Annotated in this window: 18 protein-coding genes; 6 read left to right on the forward strand and 12 right to left on the reverse strand. The window is 68.0% G+C overall.

Annotation, left to right across the window (positions count from 1 at the left end; all coding sequences use genetic code 11):
* The first annotated feature begins 254 nt into the window (after window positions 1–254).
* Window positions 255–596 carry an FKBP-type peptidyl-prolyl cis-trans isomerase gene (locus BX604_RS21840; protein ID WP_098552609.1) on the forward strand — a complete coding sequence of 114 codons (342 nt, stop codon included), beginning with the start codon at window positions 255–257 and terminating at the stop codon, window positions 594–596.
* A 26-nt stretch (window positions 597–622) separates the two neighbouring features.
* Entirely contained in the window at window positions 623–1,390 is a 768-nt protein-coding gene (locus BX604_RS21845; protein ID WP_098552610.1) for a helix-turn-helix transcriptional regulator, read from the forward strand.
* Window positions 1,391–1,448: 58 nt separating this feature from the next.
* Here the strand turns inward: BX604_RS21845 and BX604_RS21850 are convergent, their stop codons facing one another.
* On the reverse strand, window positions 1,449–1,910 hold the full coding sequence (locus BX604_RS21850) for a GNAT family N-acetyltransferase (RefSeq protein WP_257146373.1): 462 nt from the start codon (window positions 1,908–1,910) through the stop codon (window positions 1,449–1,451).
* Window positions 1,911–2,074: 164 nt separating this feature from the next.
* Between BX604_RS21850 and BX604_RS21855 the strand changes: the two genes are divergently transcribed.
* Entirely contained in the window at window positions 2,075–3,532 is a 1,458-nt protein-coding gene (locus tag BX604_RS21855; RefSeq protein WP_098553017.1) for an MFS transporter, read from the forward strand.
* 111 nt (window positions 3,533–3,643) lie between these two features.
* On the opposite strand, the gene BX604_RS21860 is transcribed toward BX604_RS21855, so the two are convergent.
* Window positions 3,644–4,093, reverse strand: a complete 450-nt coding sequence (locus BX604_RS21860) for a winged helix-turn-helix transcriptional regulator (RefSeq protein ID WP_098552612.1) — start codon at window positions 4,091–4,093, stop codon at window positions 3,644–3,646.
* A 153-nt stretch (window positions 4,094–4,246) separates the two neighbouring features.
* On the opposite strand from BX604_RS21860, the gene BX604_RS21865 reads away from it, so the two are divergent.
* A complete protein-coding gene (locus BX604_RS21865) occupies window positions 4,247–5,509 on the forward strand; it encodes an MFS transporter (RefSeq protein ID WP_098552613.1) in 1,263 nt (420 codons plus the stop codon).
* A 144-nt stretch (window positions 5,510–5,653) separates the two neighbouring features.
* Here BX604_RS21865 and BX604_RS21870 read toward each other — a convergent pair whose 3' ends face one another.
* The 10 genes from BX604_RS21870 to BX604_RS21915 all read right to left on the reverse strand — a co-directional run bounded on the left by BX604_RS21870 (window position 5,654) and on the right by BX604_RS21915 (window position 18,506).
* Entirely contained in the window at window positions 5,654–6,820 is a 1,167-nt protein-coding gene (locus BX604_RS21870; protein ID WP_098552614.1) for a glycosyltransferase family 4 protein, read from the reverse strand.
* Entirely contained in the window at window positions 6,820–8,004 is a 1,185-nt protein-coding gene (locus tag BX604_RS21875) for a glycosyltransferase family 4 protein (protein ID WP_098552615.1), read from the reverse strand. Before BX604_RS21875 ends, BX604_RS21870 begins: the two co-directional genes overlap by 1 nt.
* Entirely contained in the window at window positions 8,001–9,467 is a 1,467-nt protein-coding gene (locus tag BX604_RS21880; protein WP_098552616.1) for an O-antigen ligase family protein, read from the reverse strand. The genes BX604_RS21875 and BX604_RS21880 overlap by 4 nt, the downstream gene beginning before the upstream one ends.
* A 10-nt stretch (window positions 9,468–9,477) precedes the next feature.
* Window positions 9,478–10,614 (reverse strand): glycosyltransferase family 4 protein, encoded by a 1,137-nt coding sequence (locus BX604_RS21885; RefSeq protein ID WP_098552617.1) that lies wholly within the window; start codon window positions 10,612–10,614, stop codon window positions 9,478–9,480.
* A 43-nt stretch (window positions 10,615–10,657) separates the two neighbouring features.
* Entirely contained in the window at window positions 10,658–11,617 is a 960-nt protein-coding gene (locus tag BX604_RS21890) for a glycosyltransferase family 2 protein (protein WP_098552618.1), read from the reverse strand.
* A 61-nt stretch (window positions 11,618–11,678) separates the two neighbouring features.
* Window positions 11,679–13,904 carry a polysaccharide biosynthesis tyrosine autokinase gene (locus tag BX604_RS21895; protein WP_098552619.1) on the reverse strand — a complete coding sequence of 742 codons (2,226 nt, stop codon included), beginning with the start codon at window positions 13,902–13,904 and terminating at the stop codon, window positions 11,679–11,681.
* 50 nt (window positions 13,905–13,954) lie between these two features.
* A complete protein-coding gene (locus BX604_RS21900) occupies window positions 13,955–15,133 on the reverse strand; it encodes a polysaccharide biosynthesis/export family protein (protein WP_098552620.1) in 1,179 nt (392 codons plus the stop codon).
* The gene (locus tag BX604_RS21905) at window positions 15,127–15,570 is read right to left on the reverse strand and encodes a low molecular weight protein-tyrosine-phosphatase (protein WP_057924068.1); all 444 of its coding nucleotides are present in this window, start codon (window positions 15,568–15,570) and stop codon (window positions 15,127–15,129) included. The genes BX604_RS21900 and BX604_RS21905 overlap by 7 nt, the downstream gene beginning before the upstream one ends.
* 40 nt (window positions 15,571–15,610) lie before the next feature.
* Complete coding sequence (locus BX604_RS21910; RefSeq protein WP_098552621.1) at window positions 15,611–17,023, reverse strand: UDP-glucose dehydrogenase family protein; 1,413 nt, start codon at window positions 17,021–17,023, stop codon at window positions 15,611–15,613.
* 109 nt (window positions 17,024–17,132) lie between these two features.
* Complete coding sequence (locus BX604_RS21915) at window positions 17,133–18,506, reverse strand: undecaprenyl-phosphate glucose phosphotransferase (protein WP_098553018.1); 1,374 nt, start codon at window positions 18,504–18,506, stop codon at window positions 17,133–17,135.
* A gap of 74 nt (window positions 18,507–18,580) precedes the next feature.
* Between BX604_RS21915 and BX604_RS38490 the strand changes: the two genes are divergently transcribed.
* Together BX604_RS38490 and BX604_RS21920 are read left to right on the forward strand one after the other, a co-directional pair.
* Complete coding sequence (locus BX604_RS38490; protein ID WP_143748069.1) at window positions 18,581–18,838, forward strand: hypothetical protein; 258 nt, start codon at window positions 18,581–18,583, stop codon at window positions 18,836–18,838.
* A 94-nt stretch (window positions 18,839–18,932) separates the two neighbouring features.
* Window positions 18,933–20,459 carry a mannose-1-phosphate guanylyltransferase/mannose-6-phosphate isomerase gene (locus BX604_RS21920; protein ID WP_098552622.1) on the forward strand — a complete coding sequence of 509 codons (1,527 nt, stop codon included), beginning with the start codon at window positions 18,933–18,935 and terminating at the stop codon, window positions 20,457–20,459.
* The last annotated feature ends 97 nt before the right edge of the window (window positions 20,460–20,556 follow it).

Raw genomic sequence — 20,556 nt, forward strand, 5'->3', positions numbered from 1 at the left:
CGGTTTTCGCGGGGGCACATGGCGCGCTGCCGCCCGGACCGGGTAACACCGATTCATACGCGCGAACGGCGCGCGCGGTGCAACCGCTTTGATCCGATCCGCGAAAAATTCAAACGCGCGTTCCATTCGCGTTTCGGACGCTGCACTGGCCCGCCGTCCCGCCGCACGTGCCGCCAGGCCCTCGCCACGTGCGGCGGCCCCTTGCGGGCTCGCCTACAATAGCGGTTTTACCCAACCCCTTTTCAGGAGAAGTCATGTCTGTCACTACGACCGCATCGGGCCTCAAAATCGAAGAACTGACCGAAGGCACCGGCGCGGAAGCGCAAGCCGGCAAAACCGTCAGCGTTCACTACACGGGCTGGCTGACCGACGGTCAGAAATTCGACTCGAGCAAGGACCGCAACGACCCGTTCGCATTCGTGCTCGGCGGCGGCATGGTCATCAAGGGCTGGGACGAAGGCGTGCAGGGCATGAAGGTCGGCGGCGTGCGTCGCCTGACGATCCCGCCGCAACTCGCCTACGGCCCGCGCGGCGCAGGCGGCGTGATCCCGCCAAACGCGACGCTCGTGTTCGAAGTCGAACTGCTCGACGTCTGACGACGCCGCCGGCCGACGTCCCGCCGATGCAACCCATCCCGTCTCCCGCCATCGCGCTGCGCCGTTACGACACGTGCGAAGCGTCCGACGTGCACGACTTTCATCAGGTCGTGCTCGGCGTCGACGGCGCGATGGTGATGGCGGTGGACGGCGTCGGCCAGCGCATCGACCGGCACGCGGCCTGGCTGATTCCGGCCGGCTCGCGCCACGATTACGCGGGCCTCGGCGACAATCGCCAGCTCGTGCTGGACCTCCCCGCCGCGTCGCTCGCGGTGCCGCAGCGGCTGTTCGACAGCGCGCGCGCCGTGGCGATCGACCCGGCGCTGACCTCGCTGGTCGCGCAGGTCGCGGCAGCCGCCGCGCAACTCGACAGGCCGGCCGGCGACGCGCCGCAAGCACACCGTTTCCAGTGGCAGGCGGCCGCGCGACTGTGCGACGCGCTGCTCGGCGACGCCGGCGTTGCCGCGCCCGCCGCAGGCCTCGATTTCGCGCGCATCGACCGCTGGCTGCGCGCACGGCTCGCGGAGCCGCTGCGCATCGCCGATCTCGCCGCGCACTGCGGCTACGGGATGCGCCGCTTTCACCAGTTGTTCGTCGACGCGTTCGGCGAAACGCCGCATCGCTACCTGCAGCGGCTGCGGCTCGACACGGCCGTGGTGCTGCTCGCCGACGGCCGTCATCCGCTCGTCGACGTCGCCGGCATGGTCGGCTTCGCCGATCAGAGCACCTTCACGCACGCATTCACGAAGCGCTTCGGCGTCGCGCCCGGGCGCTGGCGCGGCGAACGGCACTGAGCGACCGGGCAACGCCCGCTCCGGCCCGGCGTCGATTGCAACGTGGCGGGCCGCGTCGTTACGATCCCGCCGTTTTCGAGAGCCGCTGACCATCGCGCGCAAAGCCGTGCCGCGCGTAAAAGCGGTGCGCATCGGGCCGATGGTCGCCGCTCGTCACCTCCAGCTTCACGCACCGTGCCCGCTCGAACCAGCGCTGCGCCGCAGCCATCAGCGCACTGCCGACACCGCGTGCGCGACAGCCCTCATCGACGACCAGGCTCGTAATGCGCCCGAGATTGCCGCCCGCGTGAAACAGCGGCAGCGCATGCAGGCTGATGCAGCCGACTGTCCGGCCGTCGATCGTGGCAACCACGATCCGGTCGGCCGCGCTCGGCAACAGCGCGCTCAGCTTGTCACGAATCATCGCGGGCGCCGCGTCGTAGCCGAGCTGCCGCAACAGTCTCGCGATGTCGGCGTGATCGTCGATCCGCGCGTCGCGCGTCGTCAGGTTCGATGAGGTCATCCGGTTCGATGAGGTCATCCGGATTGGCCTATGGAACGAAGGATGTGTGCGACTGCCCTCACGGCAGGCCCCGCTGCCATGTTAATCGCCGCGCGCGCCTTTCGCGCCCGTCGCCAGCCCCCGCAACGACGCTTCACGTCAGCCCGAAACGTCGTGTGTCCGTCGCGACCTACGATGCGTACATGGACACGACAACCCCCACCCCCGCCTTCCCGCCTGCGCTCGCCCGCATCGTCGCGACCGTCAGCATCGGCTTCGTCGTCACGCAGCTTGACGTGACGATCGTCAACATCGCGCTCGCGCATCTGGCGGCCGATCTGCATCTTCCGGTCGCCGGCCTGCAGTGGGTCGTCGATGCCTATACGCTCGCGTTCGCGGTGCTGATGCTGTCGGGCGGCGCACTCGGCGATCGCTTCGGCGCGCGCCGGATGTACGTCGCGGGCCTCGTGCTGTTCGCGCTCGCGTCGCTCGCCTGCGGCGCCGCCGTCGCGCCCGCGATGTTGATCGCGGCCCGCGCGCTGCAGGGCGTCGGCGCGGCGGCGATGCTGCCGAATTCGCTCGCGCTGCTCAACGACGCATGCCGGCACGATCCTCGCCTGCGTGCGCGCGCCGTCGGCTGGTGGACGGCCGCGGGGTCGATCTCGATCGCGGCCGGCCCGGTCGTCGGCGGCCTGCTGATCGCGGCGTGGGGCTGGCGCGGCATCTTTCTCGTGAACCTGCCGCTGTGCGCGGCCGGGCTTGCGGCGGCGCTCGCCTGGGTGCCCGCTCGCCCCGCTGCGACGGCACCGGAAACGCCGGAAGCGCCGGTCCGTTCCGTGCGGGCGCTCGACCTGCGCGGCCAGTTCATCGCGGTCGCGATGCTGACCACGCTGACGGGCGCCGTGATCGAATGGCGGCCGCTCGGCTTCATGCATCCAATCGTCGTCGGCGGCTTCGCGCTCGCGGCGCTGGCCGCACTCGCGTTCGTCGCGGTCGAGTCGCGCACCGCGACGCCGATGCTGCCGCTGTCACTGTTTCGCCGCCGCACGTTCAGCGCAGCCGTGCTGTTCGGGATCTGCGTGAACCTCACGTATTACGGCACGGTGTTCGTGCTCGCGCTGTACCTGCAGCGCGTGCGCGGCGAATCGGCGCTGCAGGCAGGGCTCGCGTTCCTGCCGCTGACGGGCGGTTTCCTGTTGGCGAACCTGGCGAGCGGCCGCGTGGTCGCCCGTCACGGCCCGCGCGCGCCGATGCTCGCCGGTGCGCTCGTCGCCGCCATCGGCTACGGGTCACTGCATTTCATTGATGCGTCGACGCCGCTGCCGCTGTTGCTGGCGCCGTTCCTGCTGATTCCGACCGGCATGGGCTTCGCGGTGCCGGCGATGACGACAGCCGTGCTCGCATCGGTCGAACATGAACGCGCCGGTATCGCGTCGGCGGTGCTGAACACCGCGCGCCAGGCCGGCGGCGCGATGGGCGTGGCCGCGTTCGGCGCGCTCGCGGGCGGCGGCAGCGCGTGGCAGGCCGTAAACGGCCTGCGGATCGAAACCGCCGTGTCGGTCGTGCTGCTGATCGCGGCCGCGCTGATCGCGACGCTGGTGCGGCCGGATGCGCATCGTGGTGTGGCAGGCACGCGCCAGGTGGTGTCGGCGGCGGATTGAGCGGAACGATCACGCGTCGCCGGGATCGCAGCCGTCTATCCGACGGCACGAGCGTCGCGCACGGCGCGCATTCCCGCGTGGCCCAGGGCCTGTTATTAGCGTGAACAGGGCCTAGTCACCGACCTTGCGCACCGCCGTCTCCGCCGCCTTCACCGGCCGGCCGTCGTCGTGCCGCAGCGCGAGCTTGCGGATCGCGCGGCCCGTCTTGCGGTCGACCAGCACCGAATGCGGCTCGCCGCGCGCGAACAGGTTCGCCTCGCCCCACTGGCGCAGCATCACGATGATCGGGAACAGCCCCTCGCCCTTCTTCGTCAGTGCGTACTCCTGATACGCGCTGCCATCCGACGCGGGCACCACGTCGAATACGCCGGCATCCACCAGCATCCGCAACCGGTCCGACAGGATGTTGCTTGCGACGCCGAGGCTCGTGCGAAAATCGCCGAACCGGCGCACGCCGTCGAACGCATCGCGCACGATCAGCAACGCCCAGCGATCGCCAACGATATCGGTCGCCCGCGCCACCGGGCACGGCGAATCCGCAAGACTTTTCTGCCTGGCCATGTTCCTCTCCCCTGTCGCACCAGCCGCCTTCGCCAGCGCCGGCCGTCCATGCGCGGGCCCGTCGCCCGCCGCTTCACAGGTTGCATTTTAAAACTACTTTTCCTACACTCACACTAGTTTCAAATTGCAACTAGATAGCGTGAAGGAAAACCTATGGAATCGTCCTGCCATTCAGGCTCCGTCACGGCGAACGCGGCATTGCGCGCGGATCGTCGAGCTGACGGCGCACGCGCGTCCACGGCGCTGGTTGCGCTGCTCGCCGTCTGCTGCGCGACAAGCGTCGCGAACGTGTACTACGCGCAACCGCTGCTGGATTCGATCGCACACGACTTCGGCGTGTCGCAGGCGGCGGTCGGCGGCGTCATCACCGCGACGCAGCTCGGCTGCGCACTCGCGCTGCTGTTCGTCGTGCCGCTCGGCGATCTGCTGAACCGCAAACGCCTGATCGCCGTTCAGCTGTTGCTGTTGACGGCGGCGTGCATCGGCGTGGCCGCGTCGTCGACCCGCATCGCACTGCTCGCGGGCATGGTGGCGGTCGGGCTGCTCGGCACCGCGATGACACAAGGACTGATCGCCTGCTCGGCCGCACTGGCCGGCGCCGGCGAGCGCGGGCGCGTGGTGGGCGCCGCGCAGGGCGGCGTCGTGATCGGCCTGCTGGCCGCGCGTTCATTGGCGGGTGTCGTCACCGACGTCGCCGGATGGCGCGCGGTCTATCTCGTGTCGGGCGCGCTCGCGATCGCGATGCTCGTCGCGCTGTCGCGGCTGCTGCCCGACACCGATGCGCCGCGCGAACGCATCGGCTACGCGGCGCTGCTGGGTTCGATGGTGACGCTGTTGCGCACCGAGCGTGTGCTGCGCGTGCGCGGCGCGATCGCACTGCTGATGTTCGCCGCGTTCAGCATTTTCTGGAGCGCACTCGTGCTGCCGCTGAGCGCCCCGCCGCATTCGATGTCGCATACGCAAATCGGCGCATTCGGGCTCGTCGGCGCGCTGGGCGCGGCAGCGGCGGCACGCGCGGGCCGGCTCGCGGATCGCGGGCTCGGCGAAGCGACGACCGGCGCCGCACTCGCGCTGCTCGCGCTCTCGTGGCTGCCGCTGGCATTCGGCGGCACGTCGATCGCGCTGCTGGTGGTTGGCATCGTGCTGCTCGATATCGGCGGGCAGGCCGTCCACGTCGTGAACCAGAGCATGATCCTCGGCGCGCGGCCCGATGCGCATGCGCGGCTCGTCGGCTGCTACATGCTGTTCTATTCGATCGGTAGCGGGCTCGGCGCGATCGCGTCGACGATGATGTATGCGCACGCCGGATGGATCGGCGTCTGCGGGCTTGGCGCGGCGGTCAGCGTGATCGCGTTCGTCGTGTGGGCGGCGACGCGCACTCGGACGCGGCACGTGCCGGCGACGGCGCGCGGATGACGGCACGCCCGGCGCCGAACGGCAAAAGGCCGGCTCGCCCGAATCGGACGGCCGGCCTGCGAACCGGACGCACACGTGTGCGCACCGGTTCCTGCTTCGCGACAACGACGACAACGACGGCGCGCGTTCACGCGCCGCACCCGCTCAACCCGCCATCCGGATCGCCTCGTCGTACACGCCGGCGACACGGCGTGCGATCACCGCATTGTCGAAGTGATCGCGCGCATAGCGCTTGCATGCGGCTTCGTCCGGCAGCTTGATCGCACCCGACAACGCGGCGCCGAGCCCTTCGGCGATCGCGTCGGCGCCGGTGGACGGCAGCACGAGATCGTCGGACAGCCCGGCGACCGCCTCGGGCAGCCCGCCGACCGGCGTGACCAGCACCGGCGTGCCGGACGCAAGCGACTCGACCGTGATCAGCCCGAAGCCCTCGAGCGCGACCGTCGGCACGACGCTGACGGTGGCCGCGCGATACAGCGCCGCGAGATGCTGGTCGGGCACGAAGCCGAGCAGCTTCACGTTGTCCTGCAGCCCGGCCGCGTCGATGCGTTGCTGCAGTTCCTCGGCGAGCTTGCCCTTGCCGGCGATCAGCAGCAGCACGTCGGGATGACGACGCTTGACCATGCCGATCGCGTCGACGAGATCCTCCAGCCCCATGCGTCGCACGAGCCGGCGCACGGCCAGCACGATCGGCCGGTCCTGCGGCAATTGCAGCTTGTGGCGCGCCTCGCCCGGCGTGAGCGGCGTATCGAACTGCGCGGTATCGACGCAGCCGGGAATCACGCGCACCCGCGACGGATCGATCTCGTAGCGGTTCGTCAGGATCTGGCCGAATGCCTGCGACAGCACGATCAGCCGCGACGAACGCGTATAGACAGCCTGTTCGAGATAGCGCTTCGCGCGCTGCCCGAGCGATGCCGCGCCCTCGACCTGGCTCTCGTCGGCCCACGGTCCCTGGAAGTGCGACACCTGCGGAATCCCGCGCGTCACGTCGAGGCCGGGGAACGTGTACAGCGCGAAGTGCGACGAAATCACGTCCGGCCGCTCCGCGCGGATCTCGTCGCGCAGCGCGCGGCGCGCGGCCAGCATCCGGCGCGCGAGCGGCTGCGACGCGGGACCGAAACCCTGGATCGCGCCGCCCGTGTCGTCGGCGACCTTCGGCGAACCGGCGACGAGCCCGCGCACCTCGACGCCCGCACCCGGCAGCGCGCCGACGAGCGAGTAGTACATCCGGTCGAGGCCACCCGCGCGTTCGGGAAACCAGTGCATGCCGATTTGCAACGATTTGATCGGCCGGGAAGAAGAAGACATCACGATTGCTCCTGCGTGACCGCATGCTCGACCCGCTCGAAAGCGGACGGCTGCGAGGGTTGGCCGATGCGCCGGTAAAGCGCGACGTACTGGGCGCCCATGTGGGCCCAGCCGAAACGGGTCATCAATTCGCGGGCGGCGGCACCCATCGCGCGGCAGGTGTCGCGCGACGCCGCAAGCGAGCCGATCGCCTGCGCGAGCGCGTCCGGATCGTCCGGATCCTCCAGCACGATCCCGCAATCGCGCGTGATGATTTCCGCGCCGCCCGCGGTGCGCGCGGTGACGACCGGCAGCCCGGCCGCCATCGCCTCCAGCAGCGACAGGCTCATCGCTTCGTAGCGCGAAGGAAACACATATGCGTCGACCGAGCGCATCAGCGTGGGCATGTTCTTCACGAGCCCGAGGAAGTGCACACGCGACGCGACGCCGAGCGCGCGCGCCTCTTCCGGATACGGGCTGCCGGGCAGATAACCGGCCACCGCGAGATGGACGTTCGCCGGCAGCCGGGTCAGCGCCTTCAGCACGGTGCCGAGGTTCTTGCGCGGCGTGCGCAGGTCGCCGACGAACAACAGCAGGAATGCGTCGTCGGGCAACTCGAATGCCGCGCGATCGGCCTGTGCGCCCGCGAACGCGCTGCCGTCGACGCCGTTGTAGATCACGCTGATCTTGCGGCTGTCGATACCGAGCCCGGCGATCTCGTCGGCGACCTTCTGCGACACCGCGGTAATCGCGCGCGAGCGGCGGTAGGCCCAGCGTTCGAGCGCGGTGTTCACGCGCGTATAGACGTACTGGTAGGCCGACCACAGCCCCTTCGTCAGCCCGAACGGGTAGTACGGACTCTTGAACCAGCCGCCGTGCACGAAGTGCGCGGTATTCACGTCGGCGCGGATCCACGAGATGAAGCCGTTCACGTGCAGCACGTCGTATTCGCCGCGATGCGCGCGCAGCCACCACGCGCTCTTCAGTGCGAACACCTGCTGCTTGACGAGATTCGACGGCCAGAAGCGCCCGGCCTTCACCGGCACCCAGCGCACGCGCGGGTCGGCCAGCAACTCCGGCGCGACGTGCGATGCGACCAGCGTGACCTCGTAGTTTTCGGCCAGCGCCGCGCGCGCGATTTCGTAATTGACTCGGCCCTGCCCGTCGTTATGACGCACGACGTGCGTGACGATCGCGATCCTCAATGGTCGCCTCCCCGTGAACGCGCGGCGGCCAGCAGGCGTTGCGCCTTCTGCCAGTGCGCCGCGGATAGTATGGAAAAAATGGCCGTGAACATCAGCAGGCCGCCCGTGCCGATCAGCGAGTTCGTGAACACGAGCATCGCGAACGTCGACAGGCACAGGCTCAGGCACGCGCCGACGAACTTGTCTTGGCGCAGCTTGAACGCCGCGCGCAGCGTGCGGCCGAACAGCATCACGACGCCCGCGAGATACAGCAGCGTGCCGGGCCAGCCGAGCACGAACGGCACGTTCATCACGCCGCTGTCGAAGCTGCCGTACTTGCCGAGCTCGCCGCTGTCGCTCGACAGCTTGGTCGACGCGCCGGTCGCGCCCATCCCTTCGCCGGCGACGTCGGTGAACGCCGTTTGCGCGAAGGTCGCGTAGAACTTGTTGCGGTCGTCGTAGCTGCGGTCGTCCTTCAGGTTCGTGATCGATTCGAGACGCTGGCCGAGCCGGTCGGCCACCGGCCCGACGGTCAGCAGCGGCACGCATAGCCCGACCAGCACGACGCCGCTGATCAGGATCCGCATCCGCACGCGGTTGCTCGACTGCACGAGCTGGATCGCAAGCGCGATCACCCAGCCGCCCCACGTCGAGCGCACGAGACACAGCGCGAACGACACGAAGCCCGCCGCGCCGGCGAACCAGCGGACCTTCTGCGGCGCCGCGAACACGAACACCAGCGCGCCCATGATCGCGAACGCGAACGGCCCGGACGAGTTCATCGTGCTGAACACGCGCACGCCGTACGGCACCGGCTCGCCCTGCGAGCCCATGTCCGACCCGATCATCCACAGCACGTCCCACTGCGGCATCACGAAATACTGCACGACGCCGTACACGCCCATCACGAGCATGCCCCACATGAAGGTGGACAAAAGCACGTCGCGGTACTCGGGGTAGTCGCGCGAGTTGACCATGATGTGAAAGCCGATCAGCACCGGGTACACCCAGTTCGCGAGGTCGTAGGTCGCGGCCATCACGCCGCTCGACACGATCCCGACGAGATACGCGTAGGTGAGCCCGAACAGGATCAGCAGCACCGGAATCCCGCGCCGCTGCGCGAGCACGCGGTAGTGCCGCAACAACCCGAGCCCGGCGATCATCGTCACCGCGAGCGGCGCGACCTGGATCAGGCTCGTCGGCGTGAAGGCGCCCTTCGACCAGTCAGCCAGGCGCCGCACCTCGGGGCTCAGGAACCACACCCACCACATGAAGCCGACGTAGCGCGCCGGGCTCTTGAAATAGAGCCAGAGGCCGACCGTGATGGCCAGCACCGGAAACGCGAGCGTCAGTATCTTGCCCTGGTGAATGGCGATCAGCGCGGCGGTCAGCGTCCACAGCCCGACCTGCCCGGCCCAGTGCTTCGGCTCGGCGAACCAGCTGCGGGTGCGCGACGGGGCGCGTTCGGCGGCAATCGTACTCATTGATCCGTACTCACTGCGACGAAGGACGCGAATCCGCAAGCGGCATCGCCAGGCCCGCGGCGGCCGGCGTGCGACGCCGGCGCAGCATGTCGCGCGTGATCCGCACGTGCTGCTCGGCGAACGCCTGCGTGGTCAGGTCGCGCTCGCGCAGGCAGGTCGCCGCGGCGCGTGCGCGTTCGAGCGCGGCAGCCGGGTCGGCCACGAGGCGGTCGGCGGCCTGGCGCATCGCCTGCGCGTCGAACGGCGGCACGTAGGCGGCCGTGTCGTGCGGGAAGTAGTCGCTGAGCCCGCCGACGTCGGACACGATCATCGGCTTGCCGACCGCCGCCGCCTCGAGCATCACGGTGATGCCCGACGCGTGGAAGTTCGGCCGCAACGGCACGACGATCACGTCGGCCCACGCGTACAGTTCGTGCTGTTTCGCGAGCCCGGACGCCGAGCCGATCTGCACGTTCGGCGCATGCCACTCGCGCGGCACGCGGCGGCGCGTCGCGAGCCGCACGTCGTAGCGCGCGTCGCCGCCGAACGCGGCGAGGAAGGTGCGCCAGTCGCGATCGCGATCGTTGCCGATCGCCGCGATCCGCAGCGGCCGGTTCGGCTGCCACTGTTGCGGCTCGGTGAGCGGGAAATCCTGCGTGTTCAGCCCGTAGTACACGAACTCCGCATCGCGCCCGAGGTAGCGGCGGCACAGCTCGGCGTTGTCGCGGGCGAGCGTGGTCAGCGCGTCGGCGCGCGCGAGCAGCTTGCGGTACAGCCAGCGGCGCGGGCCGCCGAAGGTGCCCCACTTGTCGAACAGCCACACGCTCTGCGCGAGCAGCAGCGGACGCTTGCCGTGCGCGCCGGCCAGCTTCAGGATCAGCGCGGCGGCGAGGTGCTCCTGCTCGGTGTGCGTCCAGATCACGTCGGTGTTCAGCAGCGCGGCGCGATTGCGCCATGCATGCACGACGTCGAAGCCGAACGCCGCCTTCAGGCCGCGGCGTGCGAGGCTCGCGAGGCGGCCCTCGCGCCGGTCCTGCGAATAGGAGAGCCGGAATTCGTCGGATTCCGCGTGGTGATAACCGTACAGGCAGCCGATGTTCTCGCCTTTCCGGTAGGTACGCGGATCGGCGCCGTAAAACAGGTGGACGTGAACCTTCGTGGAAGTCATGCAAACCCTCCGGGTGTAGCCGTGCGCAATGCGCGCGGCCCGTTCAGGACGTCACCGGCGGCATCGCCGCACGGTGGGAGGCAAGGTTCGCGCGGCGCGCATCGCGTGCGCCGCGGCGCACCGCGCGCCAGTGCGCGTGCACACGCTCGCGTCTGGCGGTATGCAGCGACAGCAGCACGTGCGCGAAGCCGGGATAGACGCGCGTACCGACCAGCGACCACCACCACCATGCGATCTCGCGCCGCAGCGGCGACAGATGCTCGCGCAGGATCAGATGCAGGTTGTACGCGCCGTTGCTGATCGCGTTGAGCGACGCGGCATCGCGCCGGTCGTCGTCGAAGCGCTCGGCCGGGAAATGATCGACCGCGATCGCCGGGTCGTAGACGAGCTTCCAGCCTTCGCGCTGCACGTGCATGCTGAAGCCCATGTCGTTGTGCACCTGCGCGCCGGCGCCACGCAGCCGCGTGTCGAAGCGCAGCCGCTCGATCGCGGCGCGCCGGTAGCTCATGTTCGCGCCCTTGAGCATGTCGACCTCGCGCGCGCCGCCGACGCCGAGATGATGGTTGCCGACGATCTTGCCGGACAGCGTGAGCTGGCCGACGCGTTCGCGCGACGCGTCGAGCACGCGGCCTTTCTCGTGAACCCAGTCGCGTCCGCCGACCGCACCGACGCGCGGATCGGCCTGGAACACGGCTTCGACGCGCGCGAGCCAGTCGGCGCGCGGCGCGGCATCGTCGTCGGTGATCGCGACGACGTCACCGTTCGCCGAGTCGAGCCCCTGGTTCAGTGCGGCGACCTGCCCCGGCACGTCGACCGGCACGATGCGCAGCGGCAGCGCGCCGCCCACCGACGGATCGGCGAGGCGCTCGTGCGTGGCGTCGTCCTCCGGGCGCGCGACGACGATCACCTCGTCGGGCAGCCGCTGCTGGCGCTGCAGCGCCAGCAGGCAGCGCGCGAGGTCGGCGGGACGCCGATAGGTCGGAACGAGCACGGAAATTTTCATCGAGGTTCTCCAGTCGGCCGGGCCGATGCGGCTCGCGCCGGCCCGGTGTCGTGCAATGCGGTCAAGCGCTCAGGTATTCGTGGACGGCCGCATAGCCGCGACCGTAGCCACGCGCTTTCGGCGGCACGCCGTTGAAGATCCCGCCTTCCAGATCGACGCCCGCGGTGCGCAGACGCTTGATCGCGTCGGCGATCTCGCCTTCGGTATGCATGCCCGAGCGCAGCACCAGGAACGTCGCGCCGGCCATGCGGCCGATGATGGTCGCGTCGGTCACCGCCAGCACCGGCGGCGAATCGATCAGCACGATGTCGTAGCGCTTGCCGAGCCCTTCGAGGTATTGCGGCAGGCGCGTCGACATCAGCAGCTCCGACGGGTTCGGCGGACGCGTGCCGGCCGCGATGAACGACAGGCCCTGCACCGGCGTCTCGCGAACCGCCTCCTCGAGCGGCGACTGGTCGCTCAGCAGCTCGGACAGGCCCGGCTGTGCGGTAAGACCGAAGTAACGGTCGAGCATGCCGCGGCGCATGTCGGCGTCGATCAGCAGCACGCGCTTGCCCGAATGCGCGAGCAGCACCGCGAGGTTGACCGTCAGGAAGCTCTTGCCGATGCCCGGCGTCGGGCCGGTCAGCACGATCACGCGGTTCTTCGCATCCATCATCGCGAACTGCATCGCGGTGCGCAGGCTGCGCATGCTCTCGACGCTCAGGTCCTTCGGACGCAGGCTCGCGAGGATCGGCCGCGCCCGGCCGCCGCCCTTCTCGGCCGCGGCGTCGAGCTTCACCTGCTCGGCGCTTTGCGGCACCAGCCCGTACAGCGGCAGGTTGAACGTGCGCTCGACGCGGTCCGGATCCTCGATGCCCTGGAACAGGTTGCGGCGCAGGAACACGACGCCCGTGCCGAGGATCAGCCCGAGGAACACGGCGGCCGACAGGATCAGCACCTTCTTCGGCTTGACCGGGTCGCCCGGACGCAGCGCCGAATCGACGAGGTGGATGTTGCCGCCCGTGCCGGCCTTCTGCACCGACAGTTCCTGCACGCGGTTCAGCAGCAGCACGTAGATGTCTTCGGCAACCTTCGCGTCGCGCTGGAGCTGGACGGCCTTCACTTCGGTCGCCGGCAGGCTGCGGAAGCGGTTGCTGAACTTGTCCTTCTCGGCCTGCAGTTCCGCGAGCTGCTGCTTCGCGGCGATCACCATCGGGTGCGAGTCGGTGAAGCGCTGCGCGAGCGATGCGAGCTGCAGGCGCTGCGCGGCGATCTGCTGTTCGTACTGCACGCTGCCTTCGAGGTAGACCTTCGCCTCGTCGCTCGCGTTGATCGAGCCGGACGTGCGCTGATACTCCGTGAGCGCGGCTTCCGCCCGTTCGAGGTCGGTCTTCAGACGCGGCTCCTCGCTCTTCAGGAAGTCGAGCATCTTGGTCGCTTCGGCCTGCTTCGCGATCACGTGCTGGTTCAGGTACGACTGCGCGAGCGCGTTCGCGATCGCGGCGGTCTGGTCCGGATCCTTGCCTTCGAGCGAGATCTGCACGACGCCCGTCTGCTTGCCCTGCTCGGTCACCTGGATGCCGGACTGGAAGCCGGTGATCGCGTCGAGATCGTTGTAGCGGACCACCGTGAACTGCGTGCCCGGCCGCGCGACCAGCTTCTGCACCAGCAGCGTCACGCCGCCGCCCTGCTCCGATTCACCGACGCGGCCCGACAGCAGCCGGTTGCCGTTCTCGTCGACCAGCGTGTAGGTGTCGTTCGGGCCGGCCGTCAGCGTCAGCTTCTTGCCTTCGAGCGCGGGCACGACGTTGACCGTGTCGATGTCGGCCACTTCGCCGCCCCATGCGTACGACTTCAGGCCGAGCCACGGCCGCGCCGGGTCGCCCGGCGTCGCCATGCGCGCGGCGAGGCTGCCGAGCAGCGGCATCGTCTTCGGCACGACCGAGAAGTTCAGCTTGAACTGATCGACGACCGGCGCGACGACGCCGCGGCTCTTGATGATCTCGATTTCCGCATCGGTCGGCGCCTGCTGCGGACCGCTGTTGATCATCGCGCCCGTCTGCGTCTGCGTGAGCGCCTGCGTCGTGTTGTCGTTGCCCTCGACCCGCACGTGCACGTCGGCCTGGTACACCGGCTTCGCGACGTAGCAGTAGAGGCCGGCCAGCGCGATGACCGTCACCGCGATGCCGAGCAACAGCCAGATGTCGTCCATGATGACCTGGAGCAACTGGCCGAGGACGACGTCCTCTTCCTCGGTTTTCGCGGTCAGATCCGCGTAGGAGTGTTTCGCTTGCGTGTTCACCATTCGTTCCCGCTTGAGTGGTGCCGGGGCGGAGGCGCCGCCCCGGCGGGCTATCAGCGCGTGATTTGCCGCATGTAGAAGATCGTCTGGATCGTCGGCAGCACCTGCTGCAGCACACGGTTGAACTGCACCGAGCTGGCCGTGCTGACGTAGACGACGTCGAGCGGCTGCAGCGGGAAGCGGCTCGACAGCATCAGCGCATCCGGCTGCGTCATGTCGAGACGGAAGACTTCCGGCTTCGTCGGGTTGTCACGCATGCCGCGCATCACGTAGATCTTGCGCGGGTTCGCATCGGTGTCGAGGATGCCGCCGCCCGCGGTCAGCGCGTCGGCGATGGTCAGCTTGCCCTTGAGCATCGGCACGGTGACCGGCGTCTTGACCTCGCCCATGATGAACACGCGGCTGTCGCTGCGGTCCGGCACGTTGACGATGTCGCCCGGCTGCAGCATCACGTTCTGCTTCACTTCGCCGCGATCGAGCACGCCGTTCGCGTCGAGCGTGTAGAGCTTGCCGTCGCGCGTGAGCTTCACGCGCTGCAGGTCGGCGTCGCTGGTCGAGCCGCCCGAGCGCGAGATCGCGTCGACGAGCGTCAGCGGCACGTCGCTCACCGCGAGCGGGCCCGGCTGCTTCACCTCGCCCGTCACCTGCACCTTCTGGCTGCGGAACGACAGCACGCGCACGTCGAGCTGCGGATTCTTCACGTAGCGCGCGAGGGTGGTGGCCATCTGTTCGCGGATCTGCGCAACCGTCTTGCCCGCCACATGAATGCGGCCGACGAACGGGAAGAAGATCGTGCCGTCGGCGGCGACGGTCTGGCCATACGGATCGGCCTGACCCGGCAGCGCGGTCGTATACGGCTGCTGCAGCGCGCCGGCGACCGACTGCGTCGTGTTGCCGCCACTCGAGAACGACTGGCCCTGCGGCGTCGTCAGCTCGGGGTGATCCCACACCGTGACGCCGAGGATGTCCTGCGGGCCGACGCGGTACACGTACTGCGACGGATCCGTATAGCGGCCCGGCGGCAGCGGGTGGTCGACCTGCTGCTTCTGCAGCTGATCCATCACCAGCTTCGCGTCGATGTAATGAACCGGATAGGTTTCGGCCTGACCTTGCCGGCCTTCGTCCTTCAGGTTCGACGAGTCGAGATAGTTGCCGGGCGCGGTGGCGCAGGCCGACAGGAAGGTCGTCATTGCGACGGCGAGCGCCAGCGGGCGCATGGGACGTTTCAGCATAGTTTTTGCAGCCATCCTTGAACCAGGCGTTCGATCAATGAGTAGCTCTCGCGATAGTCGGCTTCGGGGCCGCCATGCGGATCCGCGATTTCGGCGTCCTCCCACTTGCCCAGCAAGTGGACCTTGCCGCGCGCGAACGGATCGACCGATTCGACGGCCTTGATCTGTTCGCGCTCGCTGACGAGAATCAGGTCGGCGTCGCGCACGATCCGGCGCGACAGCCGCCGCGAGCGGTGCGTCGTCGCATCGACGCCGCGCTCGGCAAGCAATTGCCGCATCACCGGATCGATGCCGTCGCCGTCGTTCGCACGGACACCGGCCGAGTGGAACGTCACGCGCGGGCCGCCGCGCGACGCCGCATGCGACTTGAACAGCATTTCCGCTGCCGGGCTGCGGCAGACGTTCGCGTGACAGACGATCAGGATGTTCCGGAACATGGCGTCTCGATTCGAGTGACGGGTAACGGTGACGCGGCGCTTACGCGTTCGCGCGCACGGCGCCCGGCACGCGGGCGGCGACAGCCTGGCGCGAGCCGGGCCGGCCGATCGGGTGGTATTCGATGCCCTGCTCGGTCATCGTCTCCGGCTCGTACAGGTTGCGGCCGTCGAAGATCACCGGCGACTTCCACTGCCGGCCGAGCGCGACGAAATCGGGGCTCTTGAACGCCTTCCATTCGGTGACGATCACGAGCGCGTCGGCGTCGTGCGCGGCCTGTGCCTCGTCGTCGACGAAGGTCAGGCGCTCGAGCCAGTCCGCGCGATCGGCGAGATCGAGCGCGAGCACGCGGCGCGCTTCGTGCTGCGCGACCGGGTCGTAGGCCGCGACACGCGCGCCGCGCGACAGCAGCTCGGCGATCAGCTCGCGGCTCGGCGCTTCGCGCATGTCGTCGGTGTTCGGCTTGAACGCGAGGCCCCAGATCGCGAAGGTGCGGCCCGTCAGGTCCTCGCCGAAGCGCGCGACGATCTTGTCGGCCAGCACGCGCTTTTGCGTCGCGTTGACCGACGACACGGCCTTCAGGATCTGCAGCGATTGCCCGTGCTCGTCGGCGGTGCGGATCAGCGCCTCGACGTCCTTCGGGAAGCACGAGCCGCCGTAGCCGCAGCCGGCATACAGGAAGTGATAGCCGATGCGCGGATCAGAGCCGATCCCGCGGCGCACGGCCTCGATGTCGGCGCCGAAGCGGTCGGCGAGGTTCGCCAGCTCGTTCATGAACGAGATGCGCGTCGCGAGCATCGCGTTGGCCGCGTACTTCGTGAATTCGGCCGAGCGCACGTCCATGTACAGCGTGCGTTCGTGGTTGCGGTTGAACGGCGCGTACAGCTTCTTCATCAGTTCGCGCGCGCGCTCGCCCGGCACGTCGTCGTCGCAGCCGATCACGATGCGGTCCGGCCGCGTGAAATCGTCGACTGCCGCGCCTTCCTTCAGGAATTCCGGGTTCGACACGACGGAGAACATCGGGTCGTCACCGCGCTTCGCGAGTTCGTCGGCGACCGCCGCGCGCACACGCTCGGCCGTGCCGACCGGCACCGTCGACTTGTCGACGATCACCTTGAAGCCCTTCATGTGACGGCCGATGTTGCGCGCCGCCGCGAGCACGTACTGCAGGTCGGCCGAGCCGTCCTCGTCGGGCGGCGTGCCGACCGCGATGAACTGCACGTCGCCGTGCGCGACCGCGGCCTCGACATCGGTCGAGAAACGCAGGCGGCCCGCCGCGCGATTGCGCGCGATGACTTCCTTCAGGCCCGGCTCGTGGATCGGTACGCCGCCGTTGTTCAGGACGTCGATCTTCGCCTGGTCGACGTCGAGACAGAACACGTCGTGCCCGATGTCGGCGAGACAGGCGCCGGTGACGAGACCTACGTAACCGCTGCCGATGATAGTCAGATTCATGATGTGTCGGACCTCTTGACCAATGATTCGAAATTCGTAAAACCGGAACCCCGGGGGAATGTCCGTCGCGTGGCCTGGCGGTGAAGCGACGAGCCCGGGAGCGCTCGACTCAGTAAGCGTTGCTGCCGGTGAAGCCTTTCCACAGCGTCAGCACGACGATCTTGATGTCGAGCCAGAACGACCAGTTCTGCATGTAGTACAGGTCGAGCTTCACGCGGCCCATCATCTTCTCGATCTGGTCGGTCTCGCCGCGAAAGCCGTTGATCTGCGCCCACCCGGTGATGCCCGGCTTGATCCGGTAACGGAACATGTAGCCCTTGACCAGATCCTTGTAGATGTCGTCGTGCGCGAGCGCATGAGGCCGCGGGCCGACGACCGACATTTCGCCCTTCAGCACGTTGATGAACTGCGGCAGTTCGTCGAGGCTCGTGCGGCGCAGGAACCGGCCGACCGGCGTCACGCGCATGTCGTTCTTGGTCGCCTGCGTGACCTGCCCGGCCACTTCCTGATGCACCTTCATCGAGCGGAACTTGTAGATCTCGAACTCGTGCCCGTCGATGCCCTTGCGCTTCTGGCGGAAGAACACCGGCCCGCGCGACGTCAGCTTGATCAGGCACGCGATCAGCAACATCACCGGCGCCAGCATCGTGAGCGCCGCCAGCGCGAACAGCCGGTCGAACACGAACTTCGGCAGGATCCGCACGTCGGTGATCGGCGACGCCGCGAGGTTGATCGCCGGCACGCCGAGCAACTCCACCACTTCCTGGTTGAAGAACGACAGGCTGCGCACGTCCGGGATGAAGCGGATGTTCACGAAGTCGTGGCGAAACGCCGTCACGATCTGGTACATCCGGCGCTCTTCCGCGATCGGCAGCGTGAGCCACAGCTCGCGGATCGCGCGACTGCGCACGAGCCATACCAGCGATTCGAACTGCCGCTCGATGCGCACGTCGTCGAGCGCCACATCGCCCGCCGCCGCACTTTCGTCGTACACGCACACCGGGTTGAAGCCTGCTTCCGGCCGCGCCCGCATCTGCGCGATCAGCCGCCGCGCTGCCGGCGTACCGCCGACGATCGCGACCGCCTTCAGGTTGTAGCCGCCGCGACGCAACCGGCGCAGCACCGCATGCACACACGCCTTCGAACTGGCCAGCAGCGTCATCGTCGTGACGGCCCAGTAGCCGAGCCACAACCGCGACAGTTCGCCCGACTGATGAAAGCTGAAACTCATCAGGATGCCCGCCAGCTCGACCACGAGCCATGCAAACGCGACGCGCCCCATCAGCCCGACCAGACGCTTGCCGCGCCACGACTGGTAGATGCCGAACGCCGGAAAACACACGACGACGAGCAGGCAGTCGAACAGCACCATCGTGCGCTGCAGGTCGTTGAACCAGACGCTACCGCCGTGCAGCGCGGCGGCGAGCACGGCCCCCGTCACGACCATCGCGATATCGATGACTCTCGCCAGCACGCTCAACATGTCTGCTTCCTCTTTGAACAGGCGTTTGCCGAACAGCTCCTTGTGCAGCCCATGCCGCACATTCGATTCAAACGTTGCATGACGCTATTGAAGCGGTAAGAAAATCCACTCTCAAGCGCACAAGTATTTCGAAAAATAATCGGAAATTCTTGCCGCGATATTCTGGAATTAAATCGGCAGGTTTTCCCGAATCGAGCGCGAATCGGGAAGTTTTCGAAATCTTTACGGATTCCGGCAACCCTTTGCAGGCAGGCGATCCCGGCTGCATCGCCGAATTATTTTTTATTTTTTTATTTGCATCCGATGCTATCGCGGAAAAATTTCCCGGATAGGTATCCGGCGAATATCGTGCAACGGCCTCGGTTTTATTGTCGATTTACTTCATGCTACAAACAGGCCTGACTTCAATTCGAGGAGAGTGTCATCATGAATGCTCCGGCCGTGGTAGCCGATACGCGCCATGCTTCTTCCGCCGCAAGCGACGCCGGTACGCGCGTCGCGGTGCAGCCGGTGATCCTTGCCGGCGGTTCCGGCACGCGTCTGTGGCCGATGTCGCGCGAACACTATCCGAAACAGCTGATCGGCCTGCTCGGCGATCATTCGCTGCTGCAATCCACCGCGCTGCGCCTCGACGATCTCGAGACCAGCCACCCGCTGAACGACGACGTGCTGATCGTGTGCGGCGAGGATCACCGCTTCACGACCGCCGAACAACTGCGCGTCGCCGGCAAGTCCGCGTCGATCATGCTCGAACCGCTCGGCCGCGACACCGCACCCGCGCTGACGCTCGCCGCGCTTCGGATCGTCGCGACCGGCGGCGACGCCGTGATGACCGTGATGCCGGCCGACCACGCAGTGGCCGACCTGCCGCGCTTTCACGCGGCCGTCGCGGCCGGCGTGCGCTGCGCGGCCCAGGGCAAAATCGCGACGATGGGCATCGTGCCGGCCCGCGCGGAAACGGGCTACGGCTACATCCGCGTCGGCGCGCCGCTCGGCGATGCCGCAACCGGCGGCCTCGATGTGCGCCGCCTGGATCGCTTCGTCGAAAAACCGCATCTCGAACTCGCTCAGCAGTACGTCTCATCCGGCGAATACTGGTGGAACAGCGGGATCTTCATCGTGCGCGCGTCGGTCTGGCTGAACGCGATCCGCCAGCTCGAACCCGACATCTATGCAGCCTGCGAGCGCGCCGTCGCGCAGGGCAAGCAGGACGGTGACTTCTTCCGCGTCGATCGCGACGCATTCGCCGCAGCGCCGTCGAACTCGATCGACTACGCGGTGATGGAGCCACTCGCGAACCAGCCGCTGCTGTGCGAAAGCGTCGTCGTGCCGCTCGATGCCGGCTGGTCGGACGTCGGTTCGTGGGACGCGATCTGGCAAATCCTGCCGAAGGACGACGCCCAAAACGTCGGCCGCGGCAACGTGCTGTTCGAAAACGCCGAGTCGACCTTCGCGCATTCGGAAAGCCGGCTCATCGCGTGCGTCGGCACGCAGAACCTCGTCGTCGTCGAAACGCCCGACGCCGTGCTCGTCGCCGACAAGTCCCGCGTGCAGGACGTGAAGAAAATCGTCGGCCGCATCAAGGCCGTCCGCGGCACGGAAGCCACCGATCACCGCAAGGTGCATCGCCCGTGGGGCCACTACGATTCGGTCGACATGGGCGAACGCTTCCAGGTGAAACGCATCGTCGTGAAGCCGGGCGCGCGCCTGTCGCTGCAGATGCACCACCACCGCGCCGAACACTGGATCGTCGTGCGCGGCACCGCGCGCATCACGCGCGGCGAAGAAACGTTCCTGCTGTCCGAGAACGAATCGACGTACATCCCGCTCGGCGTGTCGCACCGTCTCGAGAACCCGGGCAAGATGCCGCTCGAACTGATCGAGGTGCAGTCGGGCGCCTATCTCGGCGAGGACGATATCGTCCGCTTCGACGATACCTACGGCCGCGAATGACGCAACAACGCATGCCGGGCGCGCCGCATCGACGGCGCGCCCGGCATGACGGAGAAACGGGAAGGCAACCAGCAGATCGCGCGGGCATCGTGGCACA

The sequence above is a fragment of the Burkholderia sp. JKS000303 genome (assembly GCF_002563755.1).
GTDB lineage: Bacteria > Pseudomonadota > Gammaproteobacteria > Burkholderiales > Burkholderiaceae > Burkholderia > Burkholderia anthina_B.

Excerpts from the sequence above, each read along its gene's own strand:
- BX604_RS21890 (WP_098552618.1), bottom strand. The coding sequence starts at position 11,617 with ATGAAAATTTCCGTGCTCGTTCCGACCTATCGGCGTCCCGCCGACCTC.
- BX604_RS21920 (WP_098552622.1), top strand. The coding sequence starts at position 18,933 with ATGAATGCTCCGGCCGTGGTAGCCGATACGCGCCATGCTTCTTCCGCC.
- BX604_RS21865 (WP_098552613.1), top strand. The coding sequence starts at position 4,247 with ATGGAATCGTCCTGCCATTCAGGCTCCGTCACGGCGAACGCGGCATTG.
- BX604_RS21870 (WP_098552614.1), bottom strand. The coding sequence starts at position 6,820 with ATGTCTTCTTCTTCCCGGCCGATCAAATCGTTGCAAATCGGCATGCAC.
- BX604_RS21885 (WP_098552617.1), bottom strand. The coding sequence starts at position 10,614 with ATGACTTCCACGAAGGTTCACGTCCACCTGTTTTACGGCGCCGATCCG.
- BX604_RS21900 (WP_098552620.1), bottom strand. The coding sequence starts at position 15,133 with ATGCTGAAACGTCCCATGCGCCCGCTGGCGCTCGCCGTCGCAATGACG.
- BX604_RS21895 (WP_098552619.1), bottom strand. The coding sequence starts at position 13,904 with ATGGTGAACACGCAAGCGAAACACTCCTACGCGGATCTGACCGCGAAA.
- BX604_RS21840 (WP_098552609.1), top strand. The coding sequence starts at position 255 with ATGTCTGTCACTACGACCGCATCGGGCCTCAAAATCGAAGAACTGACC.
- BX604_RS21850 (WP_257146373.1), bottom strand. The coding sequence starts at position 1,910 with ATGACCTCATCGAACCGGATGACCTCATCGAACCTGACGACGCGCGAC.
- BX604_RS21855 (WP_098553017.1), top strand. The coding sequence starts at position 2,075 with ATGGACACGACAACCCCCACCCCCGCCTTCCCGCCTGCGCTCGCCCGC.
- BX604_RS21845 (WP_098552610.1), top strand. The coding sequence starts at position 623 with ATGCAACCCATCCCGTCTCCCGCCATCGCGCTGCGCCGTTACGACACG.
- BX604_RS21860 (WP_098552612.1), bottom strand. The coding sequence starts at position 4,093 with ATGGCCAGGCAGAAAAGTCTTGCGGATTCGCCGTGCCCGGTGGCGCGG.
- BX604_RS21905 (WP_057924068.1), bottom strand. The coding sequence starts at position 15,570 with ATGTTCCGGAACATCCTGATCGTCTGTCACGCGAACGTCTGCCGCAGC.
- BX604_RS21910 (WP_098552621.1), bottom strand. The coding sequence starts at position 17,023 with ATGAATCTGACTATCATCGGCAGCGGTTACGTAGGTCTCGTCACCGGC.
- BX604_RS21880 (WP_098552616.1), bottom strand. The coding sequence starts at position 9,467 with ATGAGTACGATTGCCGCCGAACGCGCCCCGTCGCGCACCCGCAGCTGG.
- BX604_RS21915 (WP_098553018.1), bottom strand. The coding sequence starts at position 18,506 with ATGTTGAGCGTGCTGGCGAGAGTCATCGATATCGCGATGGTCGTGACG.